The sequence below is a fragment of the Paenibacillus sp. FSL W8-0187 genome (assembly GCF_037969755.1).
GTDB lineage: Bacteria > Bacillota > Bacilli > Paenibacillales > Paenibacillaceae > Paenibacillus_AQ.
Genome location: NZ_CP150206.1, coordinates 7,232,067 through 7,251,115 on the forward strand (window position 1 = coordinate 7,232,067; position 19,049 = coordinate 7,251,115).

Here is a 19,049-nt window from a genome sequence, read left to right on the forward strand (position 1 = left end):
CTATTCTTGATTGCCATCGATGTGATCCATCGCCTGCAGCACGACTTTCAGCGGCTCCGTCGGACTGATGATTTCATCGCCTATGTCTCGGCGGCGGACCGCGTCGGGGGAGATTCCCTGACGACCAGTCAGCTGCTCCGGCGATGTGTCAGCGAAGAGCTGCTGTACAAGGCCATGCCTGACGTCAAAGAGAAAGACGAAGCCTTTCGGGCGGCCATAAATGCGGTACAGCAAAAGTCCCTCCGGGAGCAGGTTATGCACTGGGTTACCGTCATCGAGCAGGGAGAGTTCGGCAAGGGCAGCCCGTACAGCTTCTGGAAAACCGACTATGAAGCGTATGAGCAGTTGATCGAACTCGGCGAAACGGCTGTCCCTTACATCCGAGAACATTTGAACAACAAGCTCAAGGAGGATACGCGGCTGATCCTGGAGACGGTACTTCGAGATTTGGGACAGCTCTAGCTTGCCGCTTGATCAGTTCCTACCGCATGAACAGCTCCTTAGGCGCTTACAAAGGATATGGCGGGGCTTTTCCTGCTGCTATGTTATCGGGATGAACGTCTGCAGGTTCATGGCCATTCATGCGGAGATACATATATTCCACTTCTTCTAGCGATATTTGCAGCGTTCGGCTGATCTCATAGAGGTCGATGTCTTGTGATAGAAGCTCCCGTGCCTGATAGATTTTTCCATTTAGCCAACCGTTTTCGAGCATCCATACCTTCATCCGGTCCAGCAGCAGATTCTGGTTTGCCGCATCTGCATGCTTTTTATATTTAGCAACGGATTCTGACAGATAGTCGTAGAGATAAATACCCAGTGCCTCGCGCTGCTCGTGTTTGGACATTCGTTGATACTGCTCAAAGCTTAGGCTGATATCCAAATCAAGCGTATAATACCTACTATCAAAACGTCTGGATGTTTTCCGGCCTATGTGTTATGAAATCCTTTCGCACCCTTTCGACAAGAGCCATGCCTCCATAACGGCAAACGCCTGCCCTCCATCCTGTTCATAGAAGATGGCTACCTCTTGCTGATAAGCATAATTGAATCGTACATATCCGCCCAGTTCTCGGTAGAACAAAAGGCAAACATAGGGCGTTTCAATAGACAGATCAGAAGGAAAGGCCGCTTGACACATTCCCGCCAACTCAGGTAATGACAGCCCATCCTGCACCGGAGGCAAGCGTAAGAAGAGATGACTCCGCGTACCCGTCCACGGTTCATAATAAACGGCTTCCTCTTGGCTGCGCCCATACACCTGACGAAATATTTCATCCAGCACCACCGCGTACGTCCTTTCATCGTCCTGCTCCCGTGCCTGCAGCGAAATCGCCTTTATACGCTCCTCATGCCGGGGCAACCATAACAACCCGGCCACCTTCGGATGCACCGCCAGAAAATCACCGTCCACCGTTGTGCCTATAGAGATGCACTCAGCAATCTCTTGCTCTGTAATCGGGCTGTCTTCATCGTGCTCCCATAACCCGTACTCGGCAAAAGGCTGAAGTACCTCCGTATCCGGTAACTGGACATTCATCCACCCTCTGTAAGTCCCTTCGCCGAATCGCTGCAAAAACCGCAGGTAGCCAGGCGGATAAACAGCGGCATCCTCCCTGACAAACTCCTGATTTTGACCATCTGATAGAAGTCTTGGTTCAGATACGATGTACATGATCACTCCTCCTATTTTTGAGTAGATTCACTTCCGTCTACGAACCTCAATTGGCAGTACTCCTAACCATTATTCCACAATTTTCAAGTGGTGACGATAGCCCCATCGTCGCTTGCCCAACTCCCTTCTTCCAAATGTTATGACACGTGTCATATGGATCTCTTTACAGGTGTGAATGTTGCATCAAACGGATCGCATCTACAATAAAAACACGAGAGAATCAACAAGGAGAGAGGGAATCGGAGATGGAACAACGAAAAGACAGAATCCGCCTGCTGGACATTTTGCGGGGCTTTGCGATTCTGGGAACGCTTGGGACGAATATTTGGATCTTCGCACATGCGGGGGACCTCAACTACATTACAACATTTGATCATTCCGGTTGGTGGGGAGCGAATGACTTACTTCGAATGATCGTCTTATTCCTGGTGAATGGGAAGCTGCTCGGACTGCTGACAATCATGTTTGGTGTCGGCTTGGAAATGAAGTATCGGCAGGCCAAGCGCAAGGGAAAGCCGTGGCCGGGTGTTTATTTATGGGCCGTCCTGTTTCTGGTCCTCGAAGGCCTGCTGCATTTTATATTGGTCATGGAGTATGACATCTTAATGAGCTATGGAGTTACCGCAATCATTGCAGCCTTCATCGTAAAGGGTGGCGACCGGCTCATCGCCCGCACGATGAACGTGATCGGCAGCGTCTTCGCCATTGCAATTCTGGCCCTCGCGGCACTGATGCTGGCAAGCGGCGCAAGCGTATCGCTGGGCAGTTTTGGCGATGTCGTTGCTCTCTATCAAGAAGGCACTTGGGTGGAGCAAGTTCAATATCGGCTGGCGAACTTCCTTCCGCTGCGAATGGAGGCCATCCTCGTGATTCCGACCAATGTGTTTCTGTTCCTGCTGGGGGTTCGCTTCATGCGGGCAGGGGTATTCTCCCCGGATGAGAACGGCAAAAAGCTGCGGAGTACACTATTTAAGCTTGGGATATATGTCGGTGTGCCGCTCAACTTGCTCATTTTTATCCCCGGCGGCGCTTTCGATCTACCGGTGCGCTATTTATTCGCCCCGCTGATGTCCATGGGGTATATAGCAATCATGGCGAGAATGATACAATATACGAAATGGGAATGGCTATGGCGCCGTCTGGAGAACGTCGGAAAAATGTCGCTAAGCTGCTATGTGCTCCAGAACATCCTCGCATCCGCTGTTTTTTACGGCTGGGGGTTGGGGCTTGCCGGCAAGCTGAATTCAGCGGCCATTATCGCCATCTGGCTGGTAATCTCCGCATTTCTGCTGGGCATGTCGTCCCTATGGCTCCGCGGCTTCAAGCTGGGACCCATGGAGACCATCCGCAAACAGGCGGTAGGTTTCTTCGAATCAAGATAGCCAAAGTTGGGGGCTTGATATGTTCTATAAGTTGTACCCGAGGGATCAGATCAAAAGTTATTTGCTCATCGATATCGTACTGACCGTATTCTTATGCTACCGGGTGTTTCGTTCGGATACGGCGCTGGGACTGTGGGGCAGCCTTTTGCTGCTCCTGCTGTTCCTTGTTTCGTTCTATGTCGCGCTGTGGCGCCGGGGCGGCTGGCTACTGGCTGCCGTGCTGACGGGCCTGTTCGCGGTAGGCGTACTCGGGGTGTATACGGGGCCGAGCACCATGCTGTTCGGGATCATTTTTGCCGACTTGCTGGGCCGGTCCAAGTCCAAGGTGCATATCGCCATCGGCTGTGCAGCCATTGCCCTATCATTCCTGCTCGTGTTCGTTTTCCGAAAGGAACCGCTGCTCGAAACGTCCAATGCCATTTACCTTCCGGTCATGATCATTCAGTCGGTATATCCGATCGTCATCTACATTAAGGAGAAAGCGAAAAGCCTGCAGGGGGAGCTGGATGAAGCCAACGAGCAGATCGCAAAGTATATCCAGCAGGAGGAGCGACAGCGAATCGCTAGGGATCTCCACGATACCTTGGGACAGACCCTCATGATGATCAAAATGAAGAGCGAGCTGGCGAAGAAATGGGTGGATAAGGATGCTGCCCAAGCCAAGCGAGAGCTAAGCGAGATTCTGGATACCACCCGAACCGCCCTGAAGCAAGTGAGGGAGCTGGTATCCGATATGAAGTTCATCTCTCTGGCAAGCGAGCTGGAGCATGCGGCCAAGCTGCTGCATACGGCGGGAATTTCGCTGAGTATCGAGAATCCGGAGAAGCCCCCGCTGTTATCCAGCGTAGAGGAAACGATGCTTGCGCTTTGTGTCCGGGAAGCCATGACCAATATCATCAAGCATAGCCCGGCCAAGCGGTGCACCATTAGGCTGGAAACGAAGGAACATGCCTTCGGAATCTACATCGCGGATGATGGCGTGGGGCCGGCAGGGAACAGCGACGGAAACGGCATCCCGTCGATCATGGAGCGGATGAAGACGCTGGGCGGCTCTTTCGCCATCGCCCCTTCGCCTGAGGGAGGCACCAGGGTATCCTTAAATCTCCCCCTTCGCCGACATGAAAAGGAGGACGCTTCATGATTCGAATCGTCATTGCGGAAGATCAAAAAATGCTTCGCGGCGCATTCGCCTCACTGCTTAATTTCGAAGATGACATCGAGGTCGTGGCCGAGGTGCCTGACGGGCAGCAAGCCTGGGACGCGATCCAGCAGCATCAGCCGGACGTGTGCCTGCTCGATATCGAGATGCCTCATATCAGCGGCCTGGAATTGGCCGAGTCCATACGTCAAGCAGCTCTGCCCTGCAAAATCATGATCGTTACGACCTTCGCGCGCCCGGGTTATTTGCAAAAAGCGATGGATGCGCAGGTGGAGGGCTATCTGTTAAAGGACGAGCCGATCGATTTCTTGATCGCAGCCATCCGGCGGGTCATGAAGGGCGAGCGGGTTGTGAGCACCGATCTAGCGGCCGCACTATTCATGAAGGAAGAGAATCCGCTCAGCGAACGGGAAATCGAAATGCTTCGCTTAACCAAGGAAGGCATGACCACCGGCGAGATCAGCAATGCCCTATTCCTGACGAGAGGAACTGTTCGCAACTACCTCTCCTCAGCCATACAGAAGCTTGCGGCCGAATCCCGGCAGCAGGCCGTGGCAATCGCCGAGGATAAAGGATGGCTGTAAACATCCTCGGACACAGCGCCCCTTGTTTATGACTTTAAGGAGGAGATCGAAATGAAAGCTTTGGCCCAAACGACAACCAGCATTCCATGGTAGCGGTTGACGACCGCCTATGGAAGAGGAACGGACATTCCGCGGCTCATGGAAACCGGGAAGTATGAGGAATTGGCCAACCTGATCGAGCACCAAGGGACCCTCGCCGTGGGCCTTGCTTATACTCCTGCGGAAGCTTGCCAAGCGGACACCAGCTCAGGTCTCCTCGGAGGAAGTTGAGCTGTACTTGGCCGTAGCCTCTGCTATAACCGTGGAGTATATGGAATCGCAGCATACGATGGAGACGATGGACAAGCTGCTGGACTTAAGGTACTTATGGCCGGAGAACGAGGAAGAAGATGAATCGCGATGGGAGGAAGAGACGCCGCCTGGCTATGAGTCGGAGGTCTTTATCAGCTATTATTACTTCAGTTATGTGCTGCTAAGGGAGGCGATGCCTCTTTTCACCGCGATGATGAACGGTAACGATAAGCTTGCTCCTGCCATTGCTGAGCTGCTGCTCCTGCTTGAACCCGAAGGTGCTGGTGAGTAGCGTTGTGCATGTTCAGCGAAAAGCTCGAAGGGTCGAAAAGTATACATTCTTTAGATGCTAAAACAACGCAGCCTCATAAGCTGCGTTGTTTTTGTATCCCAATCTATCCATGATCACCGACCGGGTAAGCATAGAAAATATAACGCTCCGGCGCATTTCCCACATAGCGAAACGGATAGCAAGTCGAAATGACCAGCACCTCGGTTCCCATAGAACGAATAACCGATGTATCGTCTTTATCTACGATATCCGTGCTTTGAATCTCATATTCAAATGTACCATAAGGCAGTTTTACGATAAAACGATCCCCTACCGACAACTTGTCGAAATTTCGAAATACTGTGTCCCGATGTCCAGACAGTAAGATCTGCTCATTATCCATCGGAAAAGCGGTACCGCTGTAATGTCCGACGCCTCTCTCGAGCATCTCTTCATCCGTACCTTCGATGATCGGAAGTTCTGCTTCCAGCTTGGGGATTTGAAGCATTCCGATCACATCATTCGGTTTCGGATCAAACTTGGATTTGTCTATTAAGTGATCCTGATAGGATACAGGATCCGCACGTTGTTCATTCGAATAATCTGTTGTGTCTGACTGACCAATCAGCTTATTGGCTTCCGCCATAGCTTCCTTTAAGTTTGCCTGATGTTCGACATATTGAATGACAGCGAAAGTCACGATCCCCATACCGGCAAGCAGCAAGAGTATACCTGCTATTCTTCGCATGTTCTCTCCTTCCAATCTGCTTTAATATGTCAGTCGGCGACTGCCGGTTAGACAATAGCCAACTAGAGTTCTTTGGATTAACTATATTTTTACAATGATATCTTACTGTTTCTTATTCTTAAAATCCAGCTGAAGGCTATACTTCTCCAACATAATAAGCCAAAAGTAATGTATCCCCCTAGTGGTAATCCACCCCTCTGTTCTATGGATTTGCTTCACCTGAGCCTATATTAGGTTTAGGCTGAGACCAACCACTGCCCCCCACTGGCAAAGTAATTCCAACGTTATCAATTGAAACCGTCCGGAGACCAACTACCTATAAAGACAGCCTGTTTTAGCATGACATCTTTGTAGTTTTTTGTCGAATAAAGTATGGGCCAAACGTCCATTTTTTGCTGGTTATATATGGTACTCCGGGAATATTGTCGATAAATGGTTGCTAGCTTATACTTGACGGGAAATTGTATAAATTTGGAGATAAAAGGAGTGGTGCCGGAAACAGGAGATGAGCATATCGCACTAAAGCTCCGGTGATTCGAAACATAACGATTGGAGGGAGACAAAATTGCATTCTATCCGCTCGGCAGCAAGAAAGAACATACTTAAACAGTTTTTCATTCAATTTTCCGTCTTTTTGGTTATCCTTGGCGGGTTACAGCCTGGTTTGACAATACCGGTTCAGGCTGCAGGAGGAATAACCATCAATGATACCGACTCCTATGCGACGGTCAGAGATAGTAACAACTCTCTGTTCATTTATCAGTTTGATGGACAATCGCCATCGGGTAACCCAACAGGATCCATCACCATCAATGGCATTTTTGACGGGATAGGTTTGGATAGAAAAAACGGTGTTTTTTATGGTCTTAAGCCCAGTACCGGAGAAATCCATAAAATTATGCCCGATGGAACGAGTATCCTGGCCGCAACGAACAACGGGTGGATAGTAGTCGGTGCTGGAGGAGTAAGCCCTGACGGTACGAAATTCACGTTCAATGTTCAGAGAACCGTCTCGGGAGTAACCGAACGTGAGATTCGGAATCTGGATTTGAATACATTGAATATATCTACGCTTACAAGTTTAGATACAGATATACGTGATCTCGTATATGATCAGGAAGGATCTATCTATTATATTCGAGCCGGCGACGAAGCCTTTGTCAGAATGAATCCTGAAACGTCGGAGAATCAGGTCCTTGGTAAATTCCAACTGGCGGACGGTTCCAACCCCATTACATGGGGAAGCGGTATCAGTATGCTGTCGGATGGAAAATTACTGATTTCGGATGCTTACGGAACTTTGTATGTAGGCAATCCGGAAAACAATTTACTGACTTTGGTGGGGCAGGTCCCGGGAATTAATATGCTTTGGGATCTTGCTTCAGGAGCATATCCTACATATGCACCGAAGCTGAATGTTGAAAAATCGATCGACGGTTCAGATAAAAGCAGTGAGATCAATCCGGGGCAATCCTTTTCGTACACGCTGAAAGTGACGAATAACGGAAATGTCTCCGCAAGCGGCACCGTATTGAAGGATGTGCTCCCAGAGGGTACGGAGTATATTCCGGACAGCACGACGTTGAATGCCGAAGAGGTCGCGGATCTAAACGGAACGAGCCCTTTGTTTGCCAATGAAGGGATGCTCGTTAAGTCTCCTGGCAGGTCGGCCATAGATGGTTCCTTATTTGTTGGAGAGGACGAGGCTGCCATTGTGACGTTTCAGGTGAAGGCAAAAGATGATGCGATTGCCGGCACCAAGATCACGAATACGGCCACCGTGTCTTCAAATGAGACGGGAACCGTTAAATCCAATGAGGTCGTATCGACGGTTACGTCGGGGTCAATTCCTCCAGCTGTGTGTCCTGCTCCAGTAGCCATGATTAACGGCAGCTTTGAAGAAGGCGCTGTCAAAGGAACTGCTGTTAATGGGTCGGGACTCTACTATTATGAATCCGAAGTGCCCGGCTGGAAGACGACGGATGATGCTAACGGTTATCCAGTCATTGAGATATGGGATTGGGCACGGAATGCTCCTTCAAATGTCAAGAGCTGGCCAGCCCCACCTGATGGGGGGAAGTGGGCAGAATTAAATGCTTTTGACAATGGTATGCTGTACCAGGATGTGAAGACAACGCCTGGACAAACCATCTATTGGCGTTTATCCCATATGGGGCGGTACGGGGTCGACACCATGCAGCTTCGCATCGGTGCGGCAACGGCTAACCCTTACGATACCAAAGTTCAACAACAAATCACGGATGGAAACACCGCTTGGGGAACCTATACGGGCACTTACACGGTCCCGGCAGGACAAACGGTAACCCGCTTCGGTTTTGAAGCCGTTAGTACAGCTGGCGGAAACATAGGAGCAGGCAACTTCATCGATGACATCTTCCTTGGAACGACGCCATGCGTGACGGCCAACAAGACTGCATCTCCGCAGGAAGTCAATGCCGGTGATGAAGTAACCTATGAGATTCAGATCAAGAACGAAGGCGGAGACATTGCCGCCGATGCAAGCGTGACGGATCTGATTCCGGAAAGCACGGAATACGTTCCGGGTTCCATGAAATTAATTCAAGGCTCGGCCACTAAGGACCTGACGGATGCAGACGATACCGATGAAGGTTACTTCGACGGTAGCAAGGTCAGCATTCAATTAGGAAACCTCGCGAATAAGAGCCAATTGGCAAATGGCGTGACCGTGCAATTTAAAGTTAAGGTTTTAGCGAGCTCCGCCAATCAGCAAATTAATAACAAGGCACAAATTAGCTATAACAACTTACTAACAGGCGATACGGAAAACAAGGAATCGAACGAAACCACAACACCGGTCCGTTTCAATCCGCCTGTTCTGGAGTCCAACAAAACGGCCGTCCTTCAAACCAAGGCTGCCGGAAACACGGACCCTGACCATCCTGAAGTCGGCGATACGCTTCGGTACACCATTCAGGCACGGAACACGGTCGATAACAGCTTCGTCAGCAGTCTTGTTATCTCAGACGATATACCGGCTGGGCTTCAATATGTGTCGGGCAGCTTGAAGGTAGACGGCTCTTCAGTAACGGATGCCGCAGGAGATGCTGACGGCGGTCTTTATACCGATGGCCAGGTAATCGGCCTATTGGGGGATATCACGGATACGGCTTGGCACACGCTTGAATTCGATGCGATTATCGAGTCTGGACAAGCCGGAAAAAATATCCGCAACATCGCTGTCGCTGGCGGCGAGAATGTCAACACGCCGAGCCAAGCCGAGGAAGTCGTTCAGGTCTACCCACGCCATCCGGTTCTGGAATCAGAGAAGTTCGCAACGAACCTCGAAGCTGGCAAGGCCACGTTCGAGGTCGGTGATACGGTTGCCTACACGATTCAGACGAGAACGGTGACAAGCGACACATATATATCGAATTTGAAGATTACGGATACCTTGCCGGAAGGGCTGGAATACGTACCGGGAACTTTAAAGGTAGACGGCACTTCCGTCACCGATAATGAAGGCGACGATAACGGCCATTACGTAACCGGCGCCGTTTACGGCGGATTTGGCGACATCCGGGATATGGATTGGCATAAGCTTGAATTTAATGCCGTTATCCAAACCGGACAAGCCGGCGAAGACATACGAAATATTGCATCGGTCAGCGGTGACAATATCCAAGTTCCGAGCACGCCGGAAGAAGAAATTAAGGTCTATCCGCGCAAACCGGTCATCGTTTCGGAGAAGTCCGCAACGAACCTCGAAGCGGGCAAGGATACGTTTGAAGTCGGCGATACCGCTATCTATTCGATACGGACAAGAACGGTAATAGGCGATACGTATATGGCCAACCTGGTCATCTCCGATACGCTGCCGGCAGGCTTGGAATATATTCCGGGCAGCTTGAAGGTAGACGGCGTTTCCGTCACCGATGACAAGGATAGCGACAAAGGCCAATATGCTTCCGGTCAGGTCGTTGGTCACGTTGGAGATGTATGGGATACGAAATGGCATACGCTAGAGTTCCGGGCGAAGATCGTAGCAAACGCCGGAGAGTCGATCCGAAATACGGGAGAGATTACCGGGGATAACATCGATCAGCCGAGCAGGCCAACGGATGAGATTGTGGTTGAGAACGGTGGAACTCCGCCGGTGGACCCACCTGTCGATCCGCCGGTCACGCCTCCAGTGAATCCACCGGTAGATCCAGATCCACCAGTCACACCACCTGTAACACCACCGACTCCGCCTTCCCCAGTCATCGAGTCACGGAAGACGTCGAAGGATACCAATGGCAGAAGCATCGCGGTCGGCGATACGATGGAGTATACGATTTCCGCACGGAATACCATTTCCGGCAGCCATGTATCAAACCTCGTAATTGCTGACATCCTTCCGGAAGGGCTGGCGTATGTAGCAGGCAGCCTGAAGGTGGACGGTGTCTCCGTCACCGATAACGCAGATGGAGACAAAGGCCAATATGTTGGCGGCAAAGTCAGCGGGAACTTCGGACGGATTACAGATACCGAATGGCATACGATCGAGTTCAAGGCAACCGTCAAGGCGGGACAAGCCGGTAAAATGATCGAAAACATCGGTGAAGTCACGGGAGATAACGTGGCAAGACCAGAGAAGCCGTCGGATGCCATCGTAGTTTCGGACGATGAGGGCGATAACAATACGAACCCGGGTGGAACGGGAGATTCCGACGGAGATTCGAATGAAGACCCGAACGGAAATTCGAACGAAGACTCGGATGAAGATTCCAACGGGGATTCGAACACCGGGGCACAAACACCAGACGATCATAACGATTCAACATTAGGCGAATCGGATGCGGCTCCACAAGACCCGGCTCAATCTGGAGATCAGGCAACGAATGAGCCTGAAGGAAATAAATTACCGAATACGGCTACAAATATGTATAGCTACATGTTAGCGGGATGCATCATCCTGCTTGCAGGATTACTTTTGTTGAGAAGAAGAAAAGTATAGCATAACAACAGCTGCCCCCCAAGTGAACCTCTTGGGGGGCAGCTGTTATATTGAGGGAATTCCCTTAAATTAGTATGAAACGTTCTCCCTCTACTCGAATGACTATCCCATATTTTATTTAAACGATTTTTAAACGGAACTGCCCATTTGTTTTAACCTTGATCCGTTACGATAGAAGGAATTGGGAGAATCAAGGGAGAGAACGTATGAGATTATTGGAAATATTGTTGGTGGCATCCTCCGTTTTAGTACTGATGGTCCTAGTGTTCCGTAACGCAATCAACCGTAAGACAGGGGCTATAGCCGGCATCGTTTGCGGTTTGCTGTTAGGCGCGCAACTGTTGTTTGAGGAGTATAGGTGGCAGATGATTCCGGCCTATAGCGTCGCCGCTTTGCTCCTCGCCTTCGTCTTATTCAGACGCAGAAAAGTGGGGAATCCGCTGCGTTACACGATATTGGCCCTATCCGTTGTTTTGCTGGGCGTATCGGTTGCCTTATCGGTGCTGCTGCCCGTCTTTCATTTACCTAAGCCCTCAGGTGAGTTCAGTGTAGGGACGGAAACGTTCCATTTTATCGATTCCGACCGGGAAGAATCATTTACCGAACAAAAAGGCGACAAGCGAGAGCTTATCGTTCAGGTATGGTATCCCGCTGCGGAATCTGGCCGGAGCGCCGAGAAAAATGCGGTGTTCCCTAAGGACAGAGGGCTCTTCCAAGCCTATATGCAAGCTTATTCCGGATATCTGGGCCTTCCCGCTCCTGCCCTAGACTACTGGAAATACAGCCGGGCCAATGCATCTATCCATGCCAATTTGCATCCTGCGGACAATCCGTATCCGGTAGTGCTGCTCTCACATGGCATGGGGGTCGGCAGAATTTTGCATACGTCGCAGGCTGAACATCTTGCCAGCCACGGCTATATCGTATTCGCCGTCGATCATACTTACAGTACCGTTATGACCGCATTTCCGGACGGGCGCATGACCGGATTCCTTACGGAGCAGTCTCAGGAGCGATTATTTGAGGACAGCCGCGCCATTTTAGATGTATGGAACAAGGATACAGCATTTATTGTGGATCAGTTGGAGAAGCTGCATTCCGGTGCCATCGCCAGCAAATTCAAGGGAATGCTGGATATGGACAACATCGGCATGATGGGTCATTCCTTCGGTGGGGCAGCAGCTTTTGAAGCCGTTTATTCCAACCCGCGAATCAAAGCCGGCGTGAATATGGACGGTACATTGTTCATAACGGAGAACCGGGATGCCATGCAGAAACCGTTTATGTTCATGAAAACGGAAGAGTTTACAAATATAAACGAGAAGCAGGCGAAGTACCGCAAAACCCCAGCCACGGATGCCGAGCTCAAGGAGCTCCGGTTAACACGTGAACAATTCGACAACATTCTGGCGAATCGGGAATTGGAGCTGAAGCTGATGGACCGCCTATCGCAACAAGGACAAGGACGGACCATTTATATCAAAGGAACGGGACATTATAACTTCACTGATCTTCAGCTGTACTCTCCGCTCATCGGACTAACCGGCATGACAGGAAGCATTAATGGAGCAAGGGGGGCAGAAATCGTCAATCGTTATCTTTTGGAGTTTTTTAACCAGCATTTACGCGGAACCGAGAGTAAGCTCCTGGCCGGTCCTAATGTGGACTTCCCGGAAGTGAAGTATCCGAACTCGGTTTATCAAGGAGAATAAACGGAAAGAGAAACGCTCTTCGTATAACGGAGGGCGTTTCTTTATGGGTTTAGCTTTTAAACAACCGCCTTCCCCTCCCATCATTCGTCCGAATTTTCATTTATGTGAGCAATTCATGCAAAATACAACAGCCAATGTAGAGTTCTTGTAGAGATTTGCGTGATACAATTCCATCAAATTGAACCCTACCATATTGAGGAGAAATAACAACCGAGTAAAGACTATTAATTCCTTTAATAGGTTAGAGATCAGAACAGAGAGGATGGGAAATTTGATCAAGCTTTTCAAGAAAAAACAGGCAGCGTTATTCCTGAGCAGTATCCTGGTCATTGGTGGTTTACCAGCAGGATTAGCTCCGAATGTAGTGAGTGCTGCTGAACCACAGGAGGCTTTAATCACCACATCTAACGGTAACACCAGTTATGATCTGATTGACGGGACAACCACTCCCCCGGTTATTGTAGATTCAGCAGTTACGGTTCAAGAATCCGTCTACACGAAAAACTTGAATGCCGCTACAGTGGTTATTGAAAATTTTGTAGCTGGGGATAAATTGGAGGTTTCTCCATCAAGCGGTATAACAGGTAACTACAATTCTACCAATGGTATCCTTACATTAAAGGGTGCAGCTTCGGTTGAAGACTATAAAAAGGTATTGTCTAGCGTTACCTTTTCGACAACCTCCAGCGTGACAACAGCAAGAACGATTCAGTTTACGCTCGGTGATGCTCTTCCTTATGAAGCTAACGGACATTTTTATAAATATGTTGATAAAAAAGCGTCAATTACTTGGGATGTGGCAAAGGCTGATGCCGAGAGCAGCGAATATTTTGGACGGGAAGGGTATTTGGTCACTATAACCAACGATCAAGAAAATACCTTTGTAAAGGAAAAAACATTAGGTATCGGTTGGCTTGGTGCAAAAGATATTGAGCGGGATGCAAGCACACCTAAAAAAAATGGTGACTGGCGCTGGGTAACGGGGCCGGAAGGCTTGGAGAATGGCGGACAAGGCATGAAATTCTATCAAGGTTATACAGGCAGCGGAAAAGACCTTTTGTATACCAACTGGGATGCTGGCGAGCCAAATGACCATAGTGGAACAGAATTCGTCGCCCATATTTTTGGACCCGGAAATAAAGCTGGTAAATGGAACGATTACTCTCCAACCAATCCTTCAGTAACTGGATACATTGTAGAGTACGGCGGCATGCCAGACGACAACAATGTTGTTATCAGTGCCGAGAAGACCCTTTCTTTTGTGAATGTTACCGAGCTGACAAAAGCAAAAGCGGTAGCCGATCAATTAAAAGAAGAGGACTATGCTGAGACCGAATGGCGTGAATTTGAAAAGGCTTTGGAAGCTGCCAATACGGTCCTTAAAAATCAAAGTAAAACCCAAGACGAGGTAGACGCAGCCCTGGAAGCGCTGAAAGATGCGCAAGAGCAGCTGAAGCCCCGGGTTACAATCACGGAGCCGAGCGGCGATACGGTATATGTAGCCAAGCCTGAGTTTGAGGGCAAAGCCACTATAGATGCAACCGTCACCGCAGCTGTTTATGATAAAGCCGGCAACCTTATCGGTACTCCTCAGGTCAAAGTGAATCCGGATGGTACATGGAGTTTTGCACTTGACCAAGAACTCCCTGATGGCGACTATGTGGTTGAAGTGACTGCTGAAAAGGACGGCAAGACAAGCACGGACAAGAAAAATGTGACGGTAGATACCACAAAACCGAATGTACAGATTACTGAACCAAGCGGTGAAAAAGTCAATGTGACCAAACCGGAGTTTAAAGGTGTCGCTGACAAGGATGCAACGGTCATCGTTGAATTGACAGATGAGAGCGGTAAGGTAGTTGAGACCCGCGAAGTGGACGTAGACAGCAATGGAAATTGGAGCTTCACTCCGTCCGCTGATTTAACGGACGGTAGATACACAGTCAATGTAACGGCAGAGAAAAACGGCAAAGTGTCCACGGACACCAAGAACGTTGTGGTAGACGCAACAGACGAATCACAGCTGTCGGGCCTTGAACTAAAGCGTGGAGATGGAACACCGATTGCGATCTCTCCAGCTTTTAACGGGGCAGTAACCAATTATCAGGCTTCCGTGACCCATGATGTATACAATACAACCGTAACGCTGGCGACATATGATCCGAACGCCACAATCGAAATCTCGCTTAATGGCGGAGCATGGCAAGGAATTCCTAACGGCTCTGCAAGTGATGAATTGCCGTTAGCATTTGGCACCAATACGATTGTTGTGAAGGTAACGGATTCCCAGGGAAATGTGACGGAATATACGCTGACCATCACCAGAGGGTCCAATGACAATAATAATAATGGAGGCAACGGCGGAGGCAGTACAACACCTTCTACACCTCCTTCTACGCCGCCTGCGACTACTCCACCCCCAGCGGACCCTGGTGTGAACACGTCCGTGAACGGTAACGACGGTGGGTTTGCCACAGGGAAGACAACCACATCTGAAGGTAACAAGCAAACTTCTGTACAGGTAAACAGAGATAAGCTCGGAGACATATTATCGAATGGAACAGGTCAGAAGCTGTCCATTCAATCTCCGAATGATGGAGATATGCAGGTTGATGGTTTAACGGCTGCGGACATTCGTTTGTTAGCTGATAAGGGAGCAAGCCTTGACATCGGGAATCCGTTAGCTATCTATCCGGTCCCTAGTAAGCAATTGGACTTGAATGCAGTGTCCGGACAGCTGGGAAATGCGGCGCTCAACGATATCGCCGTTCATATCGACATTAAACGCTCCTCGGAGACTTTGAGAAACAATGCCAAGAACAAAGCAACATCGGCAGGCTACCAGTTGCTGGTTGATCCGGTCGACCTGGAAATGACTTTTAGCCGAAATGGTCAGACTGTAAAATCCGGACAATTGAACGGATACGCTCCAAAATATATCGCTCTGCCGGAAGGCATCGATCCGAATCGAATTACGACAGGCGTTGTGGTCAATCCGGATGGATCGGTATATCATCTGCCTACTGTAGTTACGAAGATCGGGGATCGTTACTACGCGCAGATTCATGATCTGCGCAGCAGTGGTTCGTACTCGGTTATCTGGAATCCGCAGGATTTCGATGATGTGAGAACTCACTGGGCTCAAACGGAAGTGAACAACATCTCTGCCCGCCTTGACCTGCAAGGGAATGGTGGCAATACGTTCGCTCCGAATCGAAATGTAACTCGGGCTGAATTTGCCGAGATTGTTGTATTGGGTCTTGGACTGATGCGTCAGGAAGAGCCAAAAACAACATTTGACGACGTTACGGCAACCGCCTGGTACCGCAATGCAATCTCGATTGCCAGTGAATTCGGCATCGTACTCGGTTATAACGACGGCGCGTTCCGTGGTAACCAGACGATTACAAGAGAAGAAGGAATGGCGATGATCGCCCGAGGTTATCAATTGATCAAGCCAGGCCATGCAATTAGCGAAACAGAAATTAGCAGACTGCTTGCAGGGTATGAAGATGCGTCCCAAGTAGCAAGATGGGCCCGACCTTCCGTAGCAACCTTACTGTCAGCAGATATTGTTCAAGGAAGTGGAGATAAGGGATTAACTCCGAAATCCACGATGACGCGGGCTGAAACGGTAGCCTTGATGCAGCGTCTGCTGCAAGTTACCCATTTAATCGATTAAATCAATAAGTATGAGTCAATGACCCGCATGAGGCACTTTTGGAAAAAGTGATCGCTTGCGGGTCATTTTCCCTTCGATAATCTGATATGCGAAGCTCGTAACATCGTTGACTATAAGGGACACATTTCATGCATCCCCGAATCCATGAATAGACGGCAACACGGCAAAAGCCGACACCGGTCCATAATGGGCGCGATGTCGGCTTTTAACTTAACGGCCAAACTCCTTATCGAGTATTTTATTGTGAGCCTCCGCGACTTCCGGGGCTACCGAGTTGATGGCTGTTACTAAAATATGCTTTCCTCCTACAGGTCCGAAGGCTCTCGTCTCAAATCCGAAAGTTCCGCCAGCATGTCCCCAATAGGATTGCCCGTCCGATGTTTTTCCTTCATAAATCCCTAGGCCGAATTTACCGATAGGTGAATCTACTGCCGTGAACATCTGGTCCATCATCTCTTGATTCAGAAGCTCGCCGCCCAACAGCGCACTGAAGAAAGTGGTCAGATCCTTGACTGTTGAAACCATGTCACCGGCAGCATTTGCCCATGATTGATTCATTTCAGTCAAATCATACATATGACCCGATCTGTCCATATTATATCCTCTGGCATGCTTACCTGGAATATAGGAGCTGTTTTCCATGACGAATGTCTCCGTCAGCCCGAGCGGTTCGATGAACCGTTTCCTGATCTGCTCCGCATAGGTATCCCCGGTGACCTTCTGAATAATTTGACCGGCTAGCAATGTATTAGTGTTGGAATAGTTCCAGCCTTTCCCTGGCGCATATACAGGCGGCTTTGCAAGTGCCAAGTGGAGGAGTTCGTTAACGGAATAATAACGGAATGGATTTTGAGGCAAAGTCATGTCTCGCATATCATCATCTGTATAGCTCGCAATTCCGCTTGTATGGTTCAACAACTGACGAATCGTAATTTGGTTGCCGTCATACCCGTTACCCTTTACGACCCCCGGTAGCCATTGTTCTACCGAATCATCCAAATTTAATTGTTTCTCCTCAGCCAACTGCAATACAACGGCAGCGGTGAACGTCTTCGTGATGCTTCCAATACGGAAGGAAAAATCCGGTTCTACCCGGCTTGGTACTTCGTAACTGGCTGTACCTGTAGCGTAGGACCAGCGTTGCCCATCCTGCAGCCCACCAGCCACGACACTTGGGACGCGTTTACTTGTTACCACTTCGTCCATGACGCGTTTGACATCCTCCCTATGTTTACTTTTCTTTTCCTTTTCCGTGAGTTCTTTTTTGGCTTCTACTGCGAATTCCGACGCTAAAATATTGTTGATATGTTTCTCCACGTCTCCCAGTACATTAATATTAATCGAGATCACATGTTCACCGTCTTCCGTTCCGCCAGCAAAGTTGGTAAATCCAGGAATACCTCCGCCATGTCCCCATACGCCAGTGCCGTTAGGCAGCTTTGTTTGATGTATGCCAAGTCCATACGGCCCAAATGGAGAATCGGCTGTGCTGGTCAGCATCTCCTTCTTCATCTCCGGTGTCAACAGCTTGCCGCCAAGTAAGGCACGGAAAAACGTCGTCATATCTTCCCCTGTCGAGATCATCTCCCCGGCGGCATTAGTAAACGATGGGTTAAGTAGCGTAATATCTACTAATTTATCTCCCGTGTCCAGGTAGCCGCGAGCATTTTTTTTCGGAATATCCGCCGAACTGCCGGGGAGGAACGTTTCTTTAAGTTGAAGCGGTTCAATAATTCTTTTCTTAATCTGCTCCGTATACGTTTCCCCGGTGACCTTCTGGATAATGAGCCCCATAATAACCGTATTCGTATTTGAATATGACCAGCCTGTTACGGGCTTTTGCTTCAAGGCCAGATCAATTAACTGTTCGGCTGTATAATTCTCGCCTGGATTTGCGAGTAATTGAGTCCTGAGCTCGGGAGTCAAATAGTCTGGAAGTCCGCTTGTATGATTCAACAATTGGCGAATCTTAATCTTACTTCCGTCATACCCATTGCCGTGTAGAAGTCCCGGAAGCCATTTCTCCACCGTATCATCAAGGCTTAGCTTCTTTTCGCCAGCAAGCTGCAAGGCAACCGTAGCAACAAACGTCTTCGTTGTACTTCCAATCCGGAAAGCAGAGTCGGCGTCCACCTTATGGTTCCTTTCGATATTCGCTTCACCGGAGGCATAAGACCAGCTCGCCGTTCCTTTCTTTACGGTAACAATAACGCCCGGAATATGGTCGGCATTGGCAGCTTTATCGATTGCTTGTTGGGTTGGTGTCTTAACTGCCGCATGTACAGTTCCATAAGCGGGGAATACCAGTGTACCCGCCAACATGGCAGTTAAAGTTAGCGCAGCTCCTTTTTGCGTGGTGAATGATTTCATAATGCATCGCTCCTATGATTTTGGAATGTTGTGTTGCTTTACTCCTTCACCCTACCTCCGAAGTTGTTAAATCGGACAGTGATAAAACCGCCAAGCTTTGGATGACACCATACTTGGACCTGTCACATATCCCGTATGACAAAGTGTCAACGGTTCATGTGACGTGCTGGCTGCAGCCAAGTTCTATCAACCTCCTC

General features: G+C 49.4%; 12 protein-coding genes. 8 read left to right on the plus strand and 4 right to left on the minus strand.

Going from position 1 to position 19,049, the window contains the following annotated elements; all coding sequences use genetic code 11:
- Positions 1–6 precede the first annotated feature (6 nt).
- Positions 7–462: a hypothetical protein gene (locus MKY48_RS32830; protein WP_339268953.1), complete on the plus strand. Its 456-nt coding sequence runs from the start codon at positions 7–9 to the stop codon at positions 460–462.
- 46 nt (positions 463–508) lie between these two features.
- Here the strand turns inward: MKY48_RS32830 and MKY48_RS32835 are convergent, their stop codons facing one another.
- The gene (locus tag MKY48_RS32835) at positions 509–847 is read right to left on the minus strand and encodes a hypothetical protein (protein WP_339268955.1); all 339 of its coding nucleotides are present in this window, start codon (positions 845–847) and stop codon (positions 509–511) included.
- Positions 848–937: 90 nt separating this feature from the next.
- Positions 938–1,675, minus strand: coding sequence for a hypothetical protein (locus MKY48_RS32840; protein ID WP_339268957.1), 738 nt, complete (start codon positions 1,673–1,675; stop codon positions 938–940).
- A 245-nt stretch (positions 1,676–1,920) separates the two neighbouring features.
- On the opposite strand from MKY48_RS32840, the gene MKY48_RS32845 reads away from it, so the two are divergent.
- From MKY48_RS32845 to MKY48_RS32860, 4 genes are all read left to right on the plus strand, one after another.
- The gene (locus tag MKY48_RS32845) at positions 1,921–3,057 is read left to right on the plus strand and encodes a DUF418 domain-containing protein (RefSeq protein WP_339268959.1); all 1,137 of its coding nucleotides are present in this window, start codon (positions 1,921–1,923) and stop codon (positions 3,055–3,057) included.
- A 19-nt stretch (positions 3,058–3,076) separates the two neighbouring features.
- Positions 3,077–4,198 carry a sensor histidine kinase gene (locus MKY48_RS32850; RefSeq protein ID WP_339268961.1) on the plus strand — a complete coding sequence of 374 codons (1,122 nt, stop codon included), beginning with the start codon at positions 3,077–3,079 and terminating at the stop codon, positions 4,196–4,198.
- Positions 4,195–4,800, plus strand: a complete 606-nt coding sequence (locus tag MKY48_RS32855) for a response regulator transcription factor (protein WP_339268963.1) — start codon at positions 4,195–4,197, stop codon at positions 4,798–4,800. The genes MKY48_RS32850 and MKY48_RS32855 overlap by 4 nt, the downstream gene beginning before the upstream one ends.
- A 205-nt stretch (positions 4,801–5,005) precedes the next feature.
- Positions 5,006–5,383, plus strand: a complete 378-nt coding sequence (locus MKY48_RS32860; protein WP_339268965.1) for a hypothetical protein — start codon at positions 5,006–5,008, stop codon at positions 5,381–5,383.
- Between the two features lie 103 nt (positions 5,384–5,486).
- Here MKY48_RS32860 and MKY48_RS32865 read toward each other — a convergent pair whose 3' ends face one another.
- Positions 5,487–6,110 carry a class D sortase gene (locus MKY48_RS32865; RefSeq protein ID WP_339268966.1) on the minus strand — a complete coding sequence of 208 codons (624 nt, stop codon included), beginning with the start codon at positions 6,108–6,110 and terminating at the stop codon, positions 5,487–5,489.
- Positions 6,111–6,675: 565 nt separating this feature from the next.
- Between MKY48_RS32865 and MKY48_RS32870 the strand changes: the two genes are divergently transcribed.
- The 3 genes from MKY48_RS32870 (at position 6,676) to MKY48_RS32880 (ending at position 16,482) form a co-directional block, all read left to right on the plus strand.
- Entirely contained in the window at positions 6,676–11,088 is a 4,413-nt protein-coding gene (locus MKY48_RS32870) for an isopeptide-forming domain-containing fimbrial protein (RefSeq protein ID WP_339292043.1), read from the plus strand.
- Positions 11,089–11,294: 206 nt separating this feature from the next.
- On the plus strand, positions 11,295–12,800 hold the full coding sequence (locus tag MKY48_RS32875) for a dienelactone hydrolase family protein (RefSeq protein WP_339292044.1): 1,506 nt from the start codon (positions 11,295–11,297) through the stop codon (positions 12,798–12,800).
- A gap of 271 nt (positions 12,801–13,071) precedes the next feature.
- On the plus strand, positions 13,072–16,482 hold the full coding sequence (locus tag MKY48_RS32880) for an S-layer homology domain-containing protein (RefSeq protein WP_339292045.1): 3,411 nt from the start codon (positions 13,072–13,074) through the stop codon (positions 16,480–16,482).
- Positions 16,483–16,692: 210 nt separating this feature from the next.
- Here the strand turns inward: MKY48_RS32880 and MKY48_RS32885 are convergent, their stop codons facing one another.
- Positions 16,693–18,852, minus strand: a complete 2,160-nt coding sequence (locus MKY48_RS32885; protein ID WP_339292046.1) for a serine hydrolase domain-containing protein — start codon at positions 18,850–18,852, stop codon at positions 16,693–16,695.
- Between the last annotated feature and the right edge of the window lie 197 nt (positions 18,853–19,049).